Below are 16,049 nucleotides of genomic sequence, written 5' to 3'. Positions count from 1 at the left end.
GCGGTTCCTCAGGATTTAACTAATAGCGTCAGCACTTCATAGTGCGCAGTATGCGGGAACATATCGAACAGCTGCACCCGCGCAATCCGGTAACCGGGCAGGTCGCGAATGTCTTTTGCCATCGTCTGGGCATTGCAGCTGGAGTAGATAATAAACTGTGGCGCCATCTGGCTCAGGTAGTCGCACAGCGCCTTACCGATACCGCGGCGCGGCGGGTTTACCAGCACCAGCTCCGGCACGTTGCCCTGGCCGGTGGCGAACTGCGTGGAATCGAGCGCCTGGAAGTGCAGATTCGTCAGCCCCAGTTCCGCGGCGGACTGGGTGGCGCAGGCGATCGCCTCGGCGGAGATCTCAATCCCGGTCAGCTGCATCTGTGGGGTGGCGCAGTGCAGGCCAAAGCCGCCGACGCCGCAGAAGAGATCCCACATATGGTTAACCGGCAGACCACGCACCCAGTCGCGTGCGGTGGCGTACAGCTCGCTTGCCACGGTCGGGTTGGTCTGGAAGAAGCTCTTTGGGCGGATCCACAGCGGCACGTCGTTAAAACGCTCTGCCAGCGCCTGAGCGTCGGTGAGGAAGATCTCCTCTTCCCCTTCCATGATCGCCATATGCACTGGCTGAATATTGGCGGTAATCACCTTCAGCTGCGGCAGCTGTTCCTGTAGCCACGGCAGCGCCGCGCGGAGCTGGGGCAGCTTGGCCTCCGAGCGCAGCACGAAGCGCAGCATCATCCCGCCATCAAGCTGGCTTTCGGTGAGCAGAATGTACTTCAGCTCGCCGCGCTTGCGTTCCACGTTGTAGGGCGTCAGGCCCGCGCGGGCGATAAAGGGTTTCAGGGCGGCAAAGACCAGGAAGAACGAGGCCGGATAGAGCGGGCAGTCGGTCAGATCGACAGGGGTGCCGTCGCGGTGCAGCATGCCGAGCAGCGGTTTTTCGACGCTGCCGCTGACCACCATTTTGGCTTTATTGCGAAACGCCTGTTCCGGCCCGCTGACCGGCGCGCACCACTCCGCCACCGGCAGGCCAGACAGCAGCGTCTGCAGGTCGGTCATTTTGGCGGAAAGTTGTGAAGAGACCGGCTGCGCTATCCACTGACAGGAGCGACAGCGACCGGCATCATAGAGTGCGCACTGCATAACGAAACCTTAATACGTCTGGGGGCAGCGATTATACACGTTATTGCAGACGGAAAAACCGTCGGCTGGCCGCAGGGACAAACAGCAGGCCGAGCACCAGGATGTCGGGCAGTTTTTGCATCACCAGGGTGTGGAAAATCTCGCGCTTTGACTCGCCGGGGATGCTGAACAGCTCGGGATAGCCGTAGCCCAGCGATGCGGCCCACAGATAGCCGGTGGCGGTGATCTGGGTCAGCAGGTAGATAATCCGCGCCCAGTTACGCCCTTTCACCAGCGAAAAGGCGCAGTAAATTTCGATAAAGACCAGCATCAGGCTGGCGAAAAAGACCAGCGTCAGGCTCCAGGTCTGTACGCTGCGGTGAACAAACTCGCTCAGCCCGCGCATCCCCAGCGTATTGAAAATCATAAACACATCAAGGCAGCGGATCATGATAATGGCGAGCGCCGCCACCTGCACCAGGGCAGGAACGTTCAGACGGGCATGCGAACGGCTTGTTTTCGTGAAAAATCCCAACGTGATGTCTTCCATGAAACGATGCCGCGATAACGCGGCATCTTAATTTCGCTTCTTTGCAGATTTTAGGAGCTTCAGCCGCGTCTTGCACGTTGGATATCGCGCTGACGTTGTTTTTCAGACCGCGCCATCAGATACCAGGCAATTAACCCGATGATGCCGACCACGCCGAGAATCAGCGTCGCCAGGGCGTTGATCTCCGGGTTAACCCCCATGCGCACGCTGGAGAAGACCAGCATCGGCAGCGTGGTGGCCCCCGGCCCGGAGACAAAGCTGGCAATCACCAGGTCGTCCAGCGACAGGGTAAAGGCCAGCAGCCAGCCGGAGATCACCGCCGGCATGATCATCGGCAGGGTGATGATGAAGAAGACCTTCAGCGGCGTCGCCCCGAGATCCATCGCCGCCTCTTCAATGGAGTGGTCCAGCTCGCGCAGGCGCGAGGAGATGACCACCGCCACATAGGCGGTACAGAAGGTGACGTGGGCCAGCCAGATGGTGAGCATGCCGCGATCCGATGGCCAGCCGATGGCATGCCCCATGGCGACAAACAGCAGCAGCAGCGACAGGCCGGTGATGACATCGGGCATCACCAGCGGGGCAGTGATCATAAAAGCGAAGCCGTTGGCCCCGCGAAAACGACCAAAGCGCACCATCACCACCGCGGCAATCGTGCCCAGAATGGCCGCCATCGTCGCCGCGCAGGCGGCAATGGTCAGGCTCAGGCCCACGGCGCTCATCATCGCCTCGTCGCGGAACAGCTCGCCGTACCAGCGCGTTGACCAGCCCGCCCACACCGTCACCAGCTTGGAGCTGTTAAAGGAGTAGATCACCAGCATCAGCATCGGCGCATAGAGGAAGGTAAAGCCGAGGACCAGGATCAGGATCCGCCACGGCGAGCGCACTACCGGTAAATTGTTCATCCGTGATCTCCCATCTGTTTCTGCTGGTACTTGTGGAACCACATGATCGGCACGATCAGCAGCAGCAACATCACGATCGCCACCGCCGAGGCCACCGGCCAGTCGCGGTTATTAAAAAACTCCTGCCAGAGCACGCGGCCAATCATGATGCTGTCCGGGCCGCCGAGCAGCTCCGGGATCACAAATTCCCCCACCGCCGGAATAAACACCAGCATCGACCCGGCGATAATTCCGCCTTTGGTCAGCGGCACAATCACGCTGAAGAAGGTTTTCATCGGACGGGCACCGAGATCCAGCGCCGCCTCCACCAGCGAGTAGTCGATGCGCGTCAGGGCGGTGTAGATAGGCAGCACCATAAACGGCAGATAGGCGTAGACAATGCCGATATAGACCGCCAGATTGGTGTGCAGAATGGTCAACGGCTGGTCGATAACCCCAAGCCAGAGCAGAACGTTATTCAGTACGCCGTTGTTTTTCAGGATCCCGATCCAGGCATAGACGCGGATCAGGAATGAGGTCCATGAGGGTAAAATCACCAGCAGCAGCAGAATATTACGCGTCGAGGGCTTGCTGTGCGCCACCGCCCAGGCCAGTGGGTAAGCCAGCAGCAGACAGCAGAGGGTTGAAATAGCCGCGACCTGTAGCGATTGCAGATAGGCCTCAAAATAGAGCGGATCCTCGGTCAGCTGCAGGAAATTGCCCAGGTTGAGCATGATCGACAGCTGACTGTCCCCCCACTCCAGCAGATCGCTGTAGGGCGGGATCGCCCGCGCCATCTCCGCCAGGCTGATTTTAAACACAATCAGGAACGGCAGCAGGAAGAGCAAGATCAGCCACAGATAGGGCAGCGCGATCACCAGCTTACGGCCGTGGGCCATCTGCATACGGGTCAGCCAGCTGGTATCAATGCCCGCGGCTACGCGGGTCGCAGGTTCAGGTTTGTTCATCGCCCTTCCTTATACCGTCAGCACAACGCAGCTATCGGCTTCCCAGCACAGACGCACTTCGTCACCCCAGGTTGGTAACCCCTTGCGGTAGCGGAAGGTGTTCTGCAATTGCGCACTGATCATCTGCCCGCTCTTCAGGCGGACATGGTAGATGGAGAGATCGCCGAGGTAGGCGATATGCACCACTTCCCCCACGGCAAAGTTGTAGCCATCCGCGGGCGCCTCTTCGCAGAGGGTGATTTTTTCCGGGCGCAGGGCCACATAGACCGGCACGTTATCCACTACCGAGTTGTCCGCCGCCACTTTCAGCGGGTGGATCAGCCCCGGCGAGTCAATCACCAGCCCGTCCTCTTCACGGCTTTTCAGCAGCCCTTCAAACACGTTCATGGAGCCGATAAATTCGGCGCTGTAGCGGGTGGTCGGATGCTCGTAAATCTCTTCCGGCTCGCCAATCTGCACGAACTTGCCGCGGTTCATGATGGCGATACGCCCGGCCATGGTCATCGCCTCTTCCTGGTCGTGAGTTACCATCACGCAGGTCACGCCCACGCGCTCGAGAATATCCACCACCTCCAGCTGCATACGGTCGCGCAGTTTTTTATCCAGCGCCCCCATCGGTTCATCGAGCAGCAGCAGCTTTGGTCGCTTCGCCAGGCTGCGGGCCAGGGCCACGCGCTGACGCTGGCCGCCGGAGAGCTGGTGCGGTTTGCGCTTCGCAAACTCCTGCATGTGCACCAGGCTCAGCATTTCGGCGACGCGGGCGGTGATTTCCGCTTTTGGCAGTTTGTCCTGCTTCAGGCCAAAGGCGATGTTCTGCTCCACGGTCATGTGCGGGAAAAGTGCATAAGACTGGAACATCATATTGATCGGGCGCTGATAGGGCGGCACCCGGGAGAGGTCAACGCCATCCAGCATAATCTGCCCGGCGCTGGGCTGTTCAAACCCGGCGAGCATGCGCAGCAAGGTCGATTTCCCGCAGCCAGATGCGCCAAGCAGAGCAAAAATTTCACCTTTGTAGATAGTCAGGCTGACATCATCCACGGCATTCTGACCATCGAAAGATTTGGTCAGGTTACGGATTTCCAGCAGCGGGGTCAGCGCTTTACGGGTTTTCGCCTGCGGGCGGGGGATCGCGTCGTTCACGGGGTGCTCTCCGGCATCAATCAAAATGGTGCAGGCGCACCAGAACGGTGCGCCTGTTGCCGGGGGCGCTACGCTTGCCCGGCCTACGACGAACGGTTATTTACCGCTTTTCACTTTCGTCCACGCACGGGTACGAACGCGGTCAATTTTCGGCTCCTGCACGCTCAGGGTAAACATCTTGGCGCGCACCTCTTCCGGCGGGTAGATCCCTGGGTTATCACGCACTTCGGCGCTGACAAGCTTCGTGGCCTCTTTGTTGCCGTTGGCATAGAAGACGTGGTCAGAGATGTGGGCGATCACTTCCGGGCGCAGCAGATAGTTCAGGAACTGATAGGCTTCGTCTTTGTTTTTTGCATCGGCTGGCATCGCGAAGACATCAAAGAAGGCCATTGCCCCCTCTTTCGGGATCGAATAGGCGATATTCACGCCATTTTTCGCCTCTTTCGCGCGGTTCGCCGCCTGCCACACGTCCCCTGCCCAGCCGATGGCTACGCAGATATCGCCGTTTGCCAGATCGTTGATGTACTGGGAGGAGTGGAAGTAACGGATATTTGGACGCAGCTTCAGCAGCAGATCGGTGGCCGGGCCGGTGTAGTCATCCGCTTTGGTGCTGTTGGGATCTTTGCCGAGGTAGTTCAGGACGGTGGCAAAAATCTCTTCAGGCGCATCGAGGAACGACACGCCGCAGCTTTTCAGTTTTTCCAGGTTCTCTGGCTTCAGCACCAGATCCCAGCTGTTTACCGGCGCATCGGCACCCAACACCTGTTTCACTTTCTCGACGTTATAGCCAATGCCGGTGGTGGCCCACATGTACGGCATGGCGTATTTGTTGTCCGGATCGTGTTTGGCGATAAGTTTCAACAGTTCAGGGTCGAGGTTTTTCCAGTCCGGCAGTTTGCTTTTATCCAGCGGCTGGAACACGCCCGCAGAGAGCTGACGTTCCAGGAAGCTGGCTGACGGTACGACCAGGTCAAAGCCGGTGCTGCCCGCCATCAGTTTGCCTTCCAGCACTTCGTTAGAATCGAAGACGTCATAGACGACTTTAATCCCGGTCTCTTTTTCAAAATTCGCCACCGTATCCGGGGCGATATAATCAGACCAGTTGTAGATATGCAGCGTTTTTTGCTCTGCCGCCAGCGAGCCTGCAGAGACCGCCATCAGCGCGCCCGCAACCAGACCCGATAACCATTTTTTATTTAAAGCGATCATAGCGTTAATCCTTCTGAAAGCGCGTTAACAAACGCACTAAAAATGAACACTCTTAGCCTATGCAAGAAACGTGCATAATTTATCACTCTGCCTGTAGCAGAAGATGTTACTCAGGTGGCTGTATCTGCTCGCGTTTAACAGCATCGCAAGAATAAACTGTAGCTTGTCTCCGTAGCTATAGCTCAGATTAAAAAACGCCTTTTAACAATTTTTTATGCAAGAAGTATCTATGTGATAAGCCGAATTGGCGGGATGGCGGTGAATAATTCTTTAAAGAAAGGTTAAAGTCAGCAGAAAAGCGGGTGTTATGCAGCCGCCACAACAGCGACTGCCTAAATGTCAGACAGGTTTAGTGCAGAAAATTGCTCGCAGATTCAGGCTGCTCAGCGCCCTCTTCAGCGTTATAGAGCAGATGATGGGCGCTGGCTTCCAGCATTACCATAGAGATCTGCTCTTCGCTCTGCTGGATAAACGCCGCGAACTGCGGGAAGGTCAGCCCAACGGACGCGGATAAAGACTGGCAAACCACCAGCTTTGGCAGATTATCATCCTGTATATCGAGAAATGCTTTCACCGTCAAAGAACTGGCATTGATGGCGGACAAATCCGATGCTAAGGCCAGCAGCGCCGAGGGTTTGACCTCCGCCAGCGCGGAGAAAAGAATAACGTCATTGATCAGATCGAGCTTGGCATCAAACACGCCGTCAAAGTTTTGCATGTGCGGCAGGTGCAGCGCCTGGCAGGTGTCGCATTCAAAAAAGCTGACGCCCATGTTGTCCAGCCAGTGGCGTAACGTATCAAGTGTCGGTACTACAAGTGAATCCATAACGGTGGAACCCCTTCAAAAAAATAGTGCCTGGCCCAGGCCACACGGCGCGGCAGGCCAGTTATCCGCCCGTTTTCAGGCAAAACTCCGGCGTGGCATGGCGTTCAATCCAGCCGATCATCTTCCCGGCGATATCAATCCCGGTGGTTTTCTCAATGCCTTCCAGCCCTGGCGAGGCGTTGACTTCCATCACCAGCGGCCCTCTGTCGGCGCGTAAGATATCGACCCCGGCAACGTCCAGCCCCAGGGTTCTGGCGGCCAGCAGGGCCATCTCCCGCTCGCGTGGGGTGATCTCCACCACCCGGGCCACGCCGCCCCGATGCAGGTTAGAACGAAAATCGCCCTCTTTCGCCTGACGCTCGATGGCGGCGACCACTTCATCGCCCACCACCAGGCAGCGAATATCGCGCCCTTTCGCCTCTTTAATGTACTCCTGCACCAGAATGTGCGCGTTCAGGCCGCGAAACGCATCCACCACGCTCTCTGCCGCCTGGCGGGTTTCGGCCAGCACCACGCCAATGCCCTGGGTGCCTTCAACCAGTTTAACCACCAATGGCGCGCCGCCGACCATCTCGATCAGATCGTGGGTGTCGTCGGGCGAATGGGCAATACCGGTGATCGGCAGGTCGATTCCCTGGCGGGCCAGCAGTTGCAGGGAGCGTAGTTTGTCACGCGCCCGGGTGATCGCCACGGATTCATTTAGCGGATAACTGCCGAGCAGCTCAAACTGGCGCAGCGCGGCGGTGCCATAAAAGGTGATCGCTGAGCCAATGCGCGGAATAACCGCGTCAAAATGCGGCAGCTGGCGCCCTTTATAGTGAATAGAAGATGCCGCCGGGCTGATATTCATATAGCAGGACAGCGGATCGAGGATTTCCACCAGATGGCCGCGCTGCTGCGCCGCTTCACGCAGGCGTTTACACGACCAGAGCGTTCCATCCCGGGACAATATGGCAATTTTCACCCTGCACCTCTCAGACATGATCTGGTAAAAGCCTGCGTATCATACACGCAGGCAGGCGCAGGATGAATGACCTTATCGCGTTGCCCAGCCCTGTTTATGCAAATAGTCGAGAATAAACGGACGGTTTTCTTTGATGATGGTGCGCCGGATATGGTCGCTCCAGGTGTCGCGGCGGTTATTGGTCGCGCGGCTGAGGTAGTAGTTCGCCAGCTCTTCGTCGTACTGCGCCAGCACCGCTTTATCGACCGGCTGATAGTGGTTTTCATGCATCACCATCGCCGCAGGCAGGCGCGGCTTAACATCCGGGTTATCCGCCGGCCAGCCGAGGCAGAGGCCAAACAGCGGCAGGACGTGCTTCGGCAGCTGCAGCAGCTCGGTCACCGCCTCAATGCTGTTGCGGATACCACCAATGTAAACCCCGCCCAGCCCCAGCGACTCCGCCGCCGTCATCGCATTTTGCGCCAGCATCGCGGTATCCACCACGCCCAGCAGCAGCTGCTCGGCGAGGCCCAGCTGCGCCTCAGGGCAGATTTGCAGATGGCGGTTGAAGTCGGCGCAAAAGACCCAGAACTCCGCCGCCTCGGCCACGTGCTTCTGCCCGCCGGTGAGGGTCACCAGCTGCTCGCGCATCGCGGGATCGGTAATGCGGATAATGGAGCTGCACTGCAGGAAGCTGGAGCTGGAGGTACCCTGCGCACCGGCAAGAATGGCCTCACGCTGGGCATCGCTGATGGGTTGATCGGTAAAATGGCGAATGGAACGGTGGGAACGAAGCAGATCAATTACAGGCGTCATGCGGTCTCTCTGTACGGGCGTTAATGACAATATCGCCAGTATAGGCAAAGAAAAGGCGGCTGTAATTGGCGAAACATAGCCTGGAGATATCAATGTAACAGGCAGAACCTGCTTTTCATTACCGATAGTTATCGGCAATATAGCGTCATTCGCCGTCAGGCTTAGTTTCAGGAGAGAGAACATGTTTGCAGTAATTTTTGGACGTCCAGGCTGCCCTTACTGTGTGCGCGCAAAAGATCTGGCAGAAAAACTGACCGCTGAGCGTGATGATTTTAACTACCGCTACGTGGACATTCATGCTGAAGGCATCACCAAAGCCGATCTGGAAAAAACCGTCGGTAAGCCGGTTGAAACCGTACCGCAGATCTTCCTCGACCAGAACCACATTGGCGGCTTTACCGATTTTGAAGCCTATGCCAAAGCGAACCTCGGGCTGTTTGCTGCCCAGTAAGCCTTTCGCGCCCTCACTCTGAGGGCGTTTTTATTCTCGCACGACGATTCTCCAGCGCCCGGCGCACGAACAGAAAGAACAGCGCCCCCAACGCACACCAAAAGACCCCACTTAACAGCCATGCCATCTCCTGCACGATGGTGCGCGACGGGATAAAGACCAGACGCATCACTACCAGACAGAGGGGCGCAGCGAGCATCGCACCGACCAGCGGCCGGATGACCTCTCCCCCACGGGAGACAAAACTGGCGGCAGCACCTGGTAGGGTGAAGAACAATAATCCCAGCTCAGGACGCCCGGCGGCAATAAATGCCCCTCTTACGTTGAACGTCAGGCAGATGCATACACCAGTAAAAAGTAAAAAACAGCAAGCCACCCCAAACCAGTTACGTTTAATATTCAAATCGTCCCCCTACAGCGTGGGCAAATTCATTTTTCGTCCACTGGACGCACAATCAGATGGTTTATATGGCATTCCATGCCTGAACGGCGCGTCGTTACGCAATCATGAGCAGATGTTGCTGTCTGTTATAAATAAAGTAATAGTTTGGTATTATTATTTGATATATATTATAGTGTGCGGCCGGGAGCCGCAGCGCTCCTCAACACCGGGAAAACAGTAGCCTAAATCACCTGTCCCTTCAACCACTTACTGGTAAACAAGAAGTTATCCTTCGTGAACATAAACGTCGCAGAATTGTTAAACGGGAATTACATCCTGCTATTATTTGTGGTACTGGCGCTGGGTCTGTGCCTGGGTAAATTACGCCTCGGATCAATCCAACTTGGTAATTCTATTGGCGTTTTAGTCGTCTCGTTATTATTAGGCCAGCAACATTTCAGTATTAACACGGATGCCCTTAATCTGGGCTTTATGCTGTTTATTTTTTGTGTAGGTGTTGAAGCCGGACCTAACTTTTTTTCAATTTTCTTCCGCGACGGTAAAAATTATCTGATGCTGGCGCTGGTGATGGTCGGCAGTGCCCTGCTGATTGCGTTAGGCTTAGGCAAACTGTTTGGCTGGGATATCGGCCTGACGGCGGGCATGCTGGCCGGCTCGATGACCTCCACGCCGGTGCTGGTGGGTGCGGGGGATACGTTGCGCCATCTGGGGCTGGATAACGCCCAGCTCTCTATGGCGTTAGATCACCTCAGCCTCGGCTATGCCCTGACCTATCTGATTGGTCTGGTGAGCCTGATCGTGGGTGCACGCTATCTGCCGAAGTTACAGCATCAGGATCTGCAGACCAGCGCCCAGCAAATCGCCCGCGAACGCGGTCTGGATACGGACAGCAAACGCAAGGTCTACCTGCCGGTGATCCGCGCCTACCGTGTCGGCCCGGAACTGGTGGCCTGGGCGGACGGTAAAAACCTGCGCGAGCTGGGCATCTATCGCCAGACCGGCTGCTATATCGAACGCATCCGCCGTAACGGCATTCTGGCGAACCCGGACGGCGACGCGGTGTTGCAGATGGGCGACGACATTGCGCTGGTGGGTTATCCAGATGCGCACGCCCGTCTCGACCCCAGCTTCCGTAACGGCAAAGAGGTCTTCGACCGCGATCTGCTGGACATGCGCATCGTCACCGAAGAGATCGTGGTGAAAAACCACAACGCCGTGGGCCGCCGTCTCGGACAGCTTAAACTGACCGACCACGGCTGCTTCCTCAACCGGGTGATCCGCAGCCAGATCGAGATGCCTATCGACGACAACATCGTGCTGAACAAGGGCGATGTGCTGCAGGTGAGCGGCGACACGCGCCGCGTGAAGACCGTTGCCGATCGCATCGGCTTTATCTCCATTCACAGTCAGGTGACCGATCTGCTCGCCTTCTGCGCCTTCTTTATCGTCGGCCTGATGATTGGGATGATTACCTTCCAGTTCAGCAATTTCAGCTTTGGCATCGGCAACGCCGCCGGTCTGCTGTTTGCCGGGATCATGCTCGGCTTCCTGCGCGCCAACCACCCCACCTTCGGCTATATCCCCCAGGGGGCGCTGAATATGGTGAAAGAGTTTGGCCTGATGGTGTTTATGGCGGGCGTCGGCTTAAGCGCGGGCAGCGGCATTGGCCACAGCCTGGGCGCGGTAGGCTGGCAGATGCTGGTGGCCGGGTTGATTGTGAGCCTGGTGCCGGTGGTGATCTGTTTCCTGTTCGGCGCCTACGTGCTGCGCATGAACCGCGCCATGCTGTTTGGCGCCATGATGGGGGCGCGTACCTGCGCGCCTGCGATGGAAATCATCAGCGATACCGCGCGCAGCAACATTCCGGCGCTGGGCTACGCGGGCACCTATGCCATCGCTAACGTGTTGTTAACCCTCGCGGGGACGCTAATCATCATCATCTGGCCGGGTCTGGGATAAAAAATTTTTGCGCAATGACGAAAAAATTTTCGCTATGCGCAGAACTTTTCTGCCAGACGTCAGTCATAACTATTGCCACTGCTTTTCTTTGATGTCCCCAATTTGTGGAGCCCATCAACCCCGCCGTTTCGGTTCAAGGTTGATGGGTTTTTTGTTGTCTTGAATTTATAATTTTACAGATAAATCACTTAAGCTATTGAATTCCGGCTCCTTCGCAAACAACTGGCGCTAAATACGGCCTTTCTTGTTGCCAGTCGTGGCCCGACGCAACTCCTAACCGCTACCATCGGAATCAAGCTACAGCCTGATATTGTGTTGCTGAGTGCGGCATATCTCTTGCGCCAATTGCTCCATCATACGACCGTGTGAAGCAGGAGCGAGATTCGTAGCAACGCCGCCAACCAATCCACCACCAACGTCCGCACAGCGCAGAGCTACCACTGCAATCTGTAACTAGAAAATATTTTTGGATACCGAAATTCCAGGAGCTGCGCAAAGTGGCCTCCGGGATGGCCATTCACAAAAAATAGCGGCAGACCTACTTTTCCACACCGTCCAGCCTGACCCACAGCGCCTATCCGTTCTGGTCCGGCGCACTCTTCAACCGGGGCCGCGCCAAAGCGGACAAGGTGGCTATTGACCTGACCCACAGCAATCTGGCCCCGGGCCTGCTCTGCCCGGACGGCCAGGACCGCCAGATCGTCACCGTGGAAGATGCGGTGCGTGGTGGCTGTAACCTGTTTGATATCGACCAGCTGCGCATGGAGTACAGCCCGGACGAATACCAGAACCTGCTGATGTGCAAGTTTATTGACGATCTGGCGTCAGTGTTCCCGCTGAGCGAGCTGCAGGCCTGCATGGTGGACAGCTGGGAAGTATGGTCCGATTTTCAGGCGCTGGCGCTACGCCCGTTTGGCTGGCGCGAAGTCTGGATCGGCTATGACCCGGCGAAAGGTACGCAGAACGGCGACAGCGCCGGATGCGTGGTGATGGCACCGCCCACAGTGCCGGGCGGCAAGTTCCGCATTCTTGAGCGGCACTAGTGCCGTGGGATGGACTTCCGCGCCCAGGCTGACACGATCAAAAAGCTGACGCAGCAGTACAACGTGACCTATATCGGCATTGACTCGACCGGCATCGGCCACGGCGTGTATGAGAACGTGAAGGCGTTCTTCCCAGCGGTCCGGGAGTTTGTCTACAACCCCAACGTCAAAAACGCCCTGGTGCTCAAGGCATACGACATTATCAGCCACCGCCGCTTGGAGTTTGACGCTGGGCACACCGACATCGCGCAGTCATTCATGGCTATCCGGCGCGCCACCACCGCCAGCGGCAACCGCCCCACCTACGAAGCCAGCCGCAGCGAAGAAGCCAGCCATACAGACCTGGCCTGGGCAACGATGCACGCACTGTTTAACGAACCGCTGCAGGGCGAAGCCGCCAATACCAGCAATATTGTGGAGATTTTTTGATGGGCAAGAACAAGAAAAACCTTGCCGCAGTTCAGCGCAGCAGCGGCCCGGCCACAGAAGCATTCAGCTTTGGCGACCCGATCCCGGTACTGGACCGCCGGGAGCTACTGGACTATGTAGAATGTGTGCAGATGGACTGCTGGTATGAGCCGCCGGTGAGTTTTGACGGGCTGCGCGCACCTATCGCGCGGCGGTGCATCACAGCTCCCCGATTGCGGTGAAGCGAAACATTCTGACCAGCACCTTTATACCGCACCCGCTGCTGAGCCAGCAGGCATTCAGCCGGTTTGTGCAGGACTATCTGGTATTCGGTAACGCCTATCTGGAGAAACGGACGAACCGGCTCGGCGGTATTCTGTCTCTTGAGCCATCGCTGGCGAAATATACTCGCCGCGGCGTGGATCTGGATACCTACTGGTTTGTGCAATACGGCATGACCACGCAGCCCTATGAGTTCACAAAAGGCAGCATCTTTCACCTGATGGAACCGGACTTAAACCAGGAGATTTACGGCCTGACGGAATACCTGTCCGCCACCTTGTTCCGCCGGAAGTATTATATCAATGGCAGCCATGCGGGATTCATCATGTATATGACCGACGCCGCACAGAACCAGGAGGACGTGAACAATATCCGTCAGGCCATGAAAAGCGCCAAGAGTCCGGGTAATTTCCGCAACCTGTTTATGTATTCGCCGAACGGCAAAAAGGACGGGATTCAGATCATCCCGTTGTCAGAAGTCGCGGCAAAGGATGAGTTTTTGAATATCAAGAACGTGAGCCGGGACGACGATATGATGGCAGCACACCGCGTACCGCCGCAAATGATAGGGATCATGCCAAACAATGTTTGGGGGTTTGGGGATATAGAAAAGGCCAGCCATGTATTCGTAAAAAACGAATTAGTTCCTTTATAAAAAAGAACACAAGAATTTAATAGATGGATTGGGATGAGCATTATAAACTTCGATAAATACATCATCCCGTAAAGTATTCAAGGCAACCTATTATCGAAAGCATGTTTTATCGCAGTGATAAAACATCTTTCTTTAACCTCGTTGTAAAACTCTTCAGCAACCATACTTCTTACTTCGTCCTCATCCTCACCTGCTGTAATTAATTCAGCAGCCACTTCAACATATTTATTAATTAAAGTCATACTCTTATATATGGCATCGCGTCTTTCAGCTTTAACACCACCTATTTCAGGGTTCAAGTTAAAGACCCTTAAGGTCACTTCAGCCATCTTCTTTTCCTGATGACTCAAACCTTCCCTAATTTTAATGGATCCTGTTTCAAAAAAAATGAAATATTTTTCAGGATCATGAACATCTGCCTTGATCAATTCATGATCATCATATTTTTGCTTATCTTTATAAAACCCACACCTGTTTAATTCACCGCATGACCCAAATAAATTTGACCATTCAAATGTTAATTCTTTATAATCATTTTTCCTATAAAAATGTTCAATATGCCTTACGGCTGCTCGGCGTTCGGCTCGAGTATGATCTATTTTTTTTTCACAATATGCGCATAGTTTCCCTTGCATTTTTATAAGACCTTCCCATATTGCTCTTTTGTCTTCTGATGATAACGAATCCCAATTATGATTTATATAGTTGTAATTATTTAAAACAGAAGGCCCATCAATTTGACGAATCAAATGTTTCATTCACTTCATTCCTTTTTTATCTTCTGAACGTTTTTTAATCTTATCTTTAAACTTCAATACTGAGATTAAATCATCACATTCTTTGATTAAAGGATGGTCTTCTCCAAAATGTTCTATAAGGCTTTTTCTCAAACTTAATGCTTCGTTATCAGAATATCGATTAAGCTCAACAAGCTCTTTGTATTTTTCCAATAATATATTAGCCTTGGTATTTGGAATAGGATCAGTTTTCATTCCATATAATAACGCATCTTGATTACTTACTCCTTTTGTTTGGTAATCGGGATGTGATACTATTAATTCATCCTCTCCATCTATATCATTTTTTTGTAAAATACGGACAGACCGACTATTAACAGTCGATAAAACCTGCGGGCTATGTGTAGTAACTACAAACTGGATATTAGGAAAGGTTGATGTTAATCTTTCAATAATTGTCTGTTGCCATTGAGGATGAAGATGCAAATCTATTTCATCAATTAACACAATTCCATAACCCATTAACGGGTTATCTAACTGAGGGTTTAATAAACTCAAACGCCTTGCCATGTCACCGACTAAAGTAAATACTGCTTTCTCCCCTTGGGATAGCTGTTGGATATCAAGCAGCACACCTCCCTTACTTAACTGAAGGATATAATCATCATCACTATATACAAGTTTAATCTCTTCAAATTCAGGTAAAAAAGTAAGTATGGTTTTTATCACCTTTTCATATAAAGAGATTGCTTTATTATCTTTAATTTCAACTTGACTATAACCATCCAAGAAACCTATTTTTTCATTCAAAGATATCTCAAGCCCTCTTATTACATTCATATCGATATTGGAAACGTTAGAGAGTTGAGATAAAGTCAATTTTAATTTGTCAATATCAGAATAAAGGGCATCGAGTGTCTTTTCAGATTTATTTAATCTTTCGTGAGATGCCCTGTTATTGAGAAAAACAAGCCATTGGAAAAAATCAGTAAAGTCATTTCTATCAAATTCTATTTCATTATAGACATCAAATTTGGACCAAATAGACTTTGCTTTGTTAGCTCTCTTTTTTTTATCAACCCCTCCCCCTGCGTAAGAACGTGTAATGGAATAATACGCCATAAGTGGAAGACTGGCGTTATCTACATATCTATTTATAAGTCTATAAATACTGGCTAATTTTTTAACCTCAAATAGATCATTAGTCCTTGAGATTTGCGCACCTTCTTTGGATTTTGTTATCAATACGCCAGTATGTAAGTCTTTGATTTTTATATTTGCTGTAATTGAAGCATAATCCACGTCAGCAGAGTTATTGACCTCATGTAATTTTATATAGCTTCCAGGCTTATTCTCTTTCTCAATATTTGACCTTAACCAGCTTAATGCTATAGCGATCGACTCTAAAATACTGCTTTTACCAAACCCATTATCACCGACAAAAACTGTTAAATCCTCTTCTAAACTAAACTGTAATTCTCTTATTCTCTTAAAATCATGAATAGCCAGTTTATTTAGATGAAACCTTGACTCACTAATGGCAGATTTCAACCTCTCAATTTCTAAAGAATTTTTTAGATATTCTTCATTTTTTACATTCTCTGTTAACGCTAAAAAATCCAAATAGCATTCTTCAATGCTTAATTTATTAATCATT

The 16,049-nt window shown here is 53.2% G+C and carries 14 protein-coding genes and 2 pseudogenes; 4 read left to right on the top strand and 12 right to left on the bottom strand.

All coding sequences use genetic code 11. The features are described 5' to 3' along the window. Positions 1-8: 8 nt before the first annotated feature. The 9 genes from rlmC to nfsA all read right to left on the bottom strand — a co-directional run bounded on the left by rlmC (position 9) and on the right by nfsA (position 8,454). Positions 9-1,136: a 23S rRNA (uracil(747)-C(5))-methyltransferase RlmC gene (gene rlmC, locus C3406_RS02950; RefSeq protein WP_103823433.1), complete on the bottom strand. Its 1,128-nt coding sequence runs from the start codon at positions 1,134-1,136 to the stop codon at positions 9-11. 40 nt (positions 1,137-1,176) lie between these two features. Beyond that, positions 1,177-1,665 carry a YbjO family protein gene (locus tag C3406_RS02945; RefSeq protein WP_103823434.1) on the bottom strand — a complete coding sequence of 163 codons (489 nt, stop codon included), beginning with the start codon at positions 1,663-1,665 and terminating at the stop codon, positions 1,177-1,179. Positions 1,666-1,724: 59 nt separating this feature from the next. Further along, positions 1,725-2,570, bottom strand: coding sequence for a putrescine ABC transporter permease PotI (gene potI, locus C3406_RS02940; protein ID WP_103178862.1), 846 nt, complete (start codon positions 2,568-2,570; stop codon positions 1,725-1,727). Further along, positions 2,567-3,517: a putrescine ABC transporter permease PotH gene (gene potH / locus C3406_RS02935; RefSeq protein ID WP_103823435.1), complete on the bottom strand. Its 951-nt coding sequence runs from the start codon at positions 3,515-3,517 to the stop codon at positions 2,567-2,569. Before potH ends, potI begins: the two co-directional genes overlap by 4 nt. Before the next feature lie 9 nt (positions 3,518-3,526). Then, positions 3,527-4,660 carry a putrescine ABC transporter ATP-binding subunit PotG gene (potG, locus tag C3406_RS02930; protein WP_103178860.1) on the bottom strand — a complete coding sequence of 378 codons (1,134 nt, stop codon included), beginning with the start codon at positions 4,658-4,660 and terminating at the stop codon, positions 3,527-3,529. A gap of 96 nt (positions 4,661-4,756) precedes the next feature. Further along, the gene (gene potF / locus C3406_RS02925; protein ID WP_103823436.1) at positions 4,757-5,869 is read right to left on the bottom strand and encodes a spermidine/putrescine ABC transporter substrate-binding protein PotF; all 1,113 of its coding nucleotides are present in this window, start codon (positions 5,867-5,869) and stop codon (positions 4,757-4,759) included. A 349-nt stretch (positions 5,870-6,218) separates the two neighbouring features. Beyond that, positions 6,219-6,695 (bottom strand): YbjN domain-containing protein, encoded by a 477-nt coding sequence (locus tag C3406_RS02920; RefSeq protein WP_103823437.1) that lies wholly within the window; start codon positions 6,693-6,695, stop codon positions 6,219-6,221. A gap of 61 nt (positions 6,696-6,756) precedes the next feature. After that, positions 6,757-7,659, bottom strand: coding sequence for a 30S ribosomal protein S6--L-glutamate ligase (rimK, locus tag C3406_RS02915; RefSeq protein WP_103823438.1), 903 nt, complete (start codon positions 7,657-7,659; stop codon positions 6,757-6,759). Between the two features lie 72 nt (positions 7,660-7,731). Continuing rightward, positions 7,732-8,454 carry an oxygen-insensitive NADPH nitroreductase gene (gene nfsA, locus C3406_RS02910; RefSeq protein ID WP_103178856.1) on the bottom strand — a complete coding sequence of 241 codons (723 nt, stop codon included), beginning with the start codon at positions 8,452-8,454 and terminating at the stop codon, positions 7,732-7,734. A gap of 181 nt (positions 8,455-8,635) precedes the next feature. On the opposite strand from nfsA, the gene C3406_RS02905 reads away from it, so the two are divergent. After that, a complete protein-coding gene (locus tag C3406_RS02905; protein ID WP_103823439.1) occupies positions 8,636-8,905 on the top strand; it encodes a GrxA family glutaredoxin in 270 nt (89 codons plus the stop codon). A 13-nt stretch (positions 8,906-8,918) separates the two neighbouring features. On the opposite strand, the gene C3406_RS02900 is transcribed toward C3406_RS02905, so the two are convergent. Then, entirely contained in the window at positions 8,919-9,308 is a 390-nt protein-coding gene (locus C3406_RS02900) for an inner membrane protein YbjM (protein ID WP_103823440.1), read from the bottom strand. 273 nt (positions 9,309-9,581) lie between these two features. Here C3406_RS02900 and C3406_RS02895 point away from each other — a divergent pair, with 273 nt between their 5' ends. The 3 genes and pseudogenes from C3406_RS02895 to C3406_RS02885 all read left to right on the top strand — a co-directional run bounded on the left by C3406_RS02895 (position 9,582) and on the right by C3406_RS02885 (position 13,727). Then, the gene (locus tag C3406_RS02895; RefSeq protein WP_103178853.1) at positions 9,582-11,267 is read left to right on the top strand and encodes an aspartate:alanine antiporter; all 1,686 of its coding nucleotides are present in this window, start codon (positions 9,582-9,584) and stop codon (positions 11,265-11,267) included. A gap of 411 nt (positions 11,268-11,678) precedes the next feature. Continuing rightward, a pseudogene (locus C3406_RS02890) lies at positions 11,679-12,739 on the top strand (phage terminase large subunit family protein); the annotation flags it as partial. Next, a pseudogene (locus C3406_RS02885) lies at positions 12,739-13,727 on the top strand (phage portal protein). The pseudogenes C3406_RS02890 and C3406_RS02885, both read left to right, overlap by 1 nt. Before the next feature lie 5 nt (positions 13,728-13,732). Here C3406_RS02885 and ptuB read toward each other — a convergent pair. Further along, the gene (gene ptuB, locus C3406_RS02880; protein WP_103823441.1) at positions 13,733-14,413 is read right to left on the bottom strand and encodes a retron Ec78 anti-phage system effector HNH endonuclease PtuB; all 681 of its coding nucleotides are present in this window, start codon (positions 14,411-14,413) and stop codon (positions 13,733-13,735) included. Beyond that, the gene (locus C3406_RS02875) at positions 14,414-16,048 is read right to left on the bottom strand and encodes an AAA family ATPase (RefSeq protein WP_103823442.1); all 1,635 of its coding nucleotides are present in this window, start codon (positions 16,046-16,048) and stop codon (positions 14,414-14,416) included. It lies immediately after the preceding gene. Between the last annotated feature and the right edge of the window lies 1 nt (position 16,049).

Origin of the sequence: Leclercia sp. LSNIH8 (assembly GCF_002920195.1) — a bacterium.
GTDB lineage: Bacteria > Pseudomonadota > Gammaproteobacteria > Enterobacterales > Enterobacteriaceae > Enterobacter.
The sequence above is the reverse complement of the archived record's forward strand: the minus strand, read 5'-3'. Positions and strand labels throughout refer to the sequence as shown.

Coding starts and splice junctions, on each gene's coding strand:
- rlmC (WP_103823433.1), bottom strand. CDS start 1,136: ATGCAGTGCGCACTCTATGATGCCGGTCGCTGTCGCTCCTGTCAGTGG.
- C3406_RS02945 (WP_103823434.1), bottom strand. CDS start 1,665: ATGGAAGACATCACGTTGGGATTTTTCACGAAAACAAGCCGTTCGCAT.
- potI (WP_103178862.1), bottom strand. CDS start 2,570: ATGAACAATTTACCGGTAGTGCGCTCGCCGTGGCGGATCCTGATCCTG.
- potH (WP_103823435.1), bottom strand. CDS start 3,517: ATGAACAAACCTGAACCTGCGACCCGCGTAGCCGCGGGCATTGATACC.
- potF (WP_103823436.1), bottom strand. CDS start 5,869: ATGATCGCTTTAAATAAAAAATGGTTATCGGGTCTGGTTGCGGGCGCG.
- C3406_RS02920 (WP_103823437.1), bottom strand. CDS start 6,695: ATGGATTCACTTGTAGTACCGACACTTGATACGTTACGCCACTGGCTG.
- nfsA (WP_103178856.1), bottom strand. CDS start 8,454: ATGACGCCTGTAATTGATCTGCTTCGTTCCCACCGTTCCATTCGCCAT.
- C3406_RS02905 (WP_103823439.1), top strand. CDS start 8,636: ATGTTTGCAGTAATTTTTGGACGTCCAGGCTGCCCTTACTGTGTGCGC.
- ptuB (WP_103823441.1), bottom strand. CDS start 14,413: ATGAAACATTTGATTCGTCAAATTGATGGGCCTTCTGTTTTAAATAAT.
- C3406_RS02875 (WP_103823442.1), bottom strand. CDS start 16,048: ATGATTAATAAATTAAGCATTGAAGAATGCTATTTGGATTTTTTAGCG.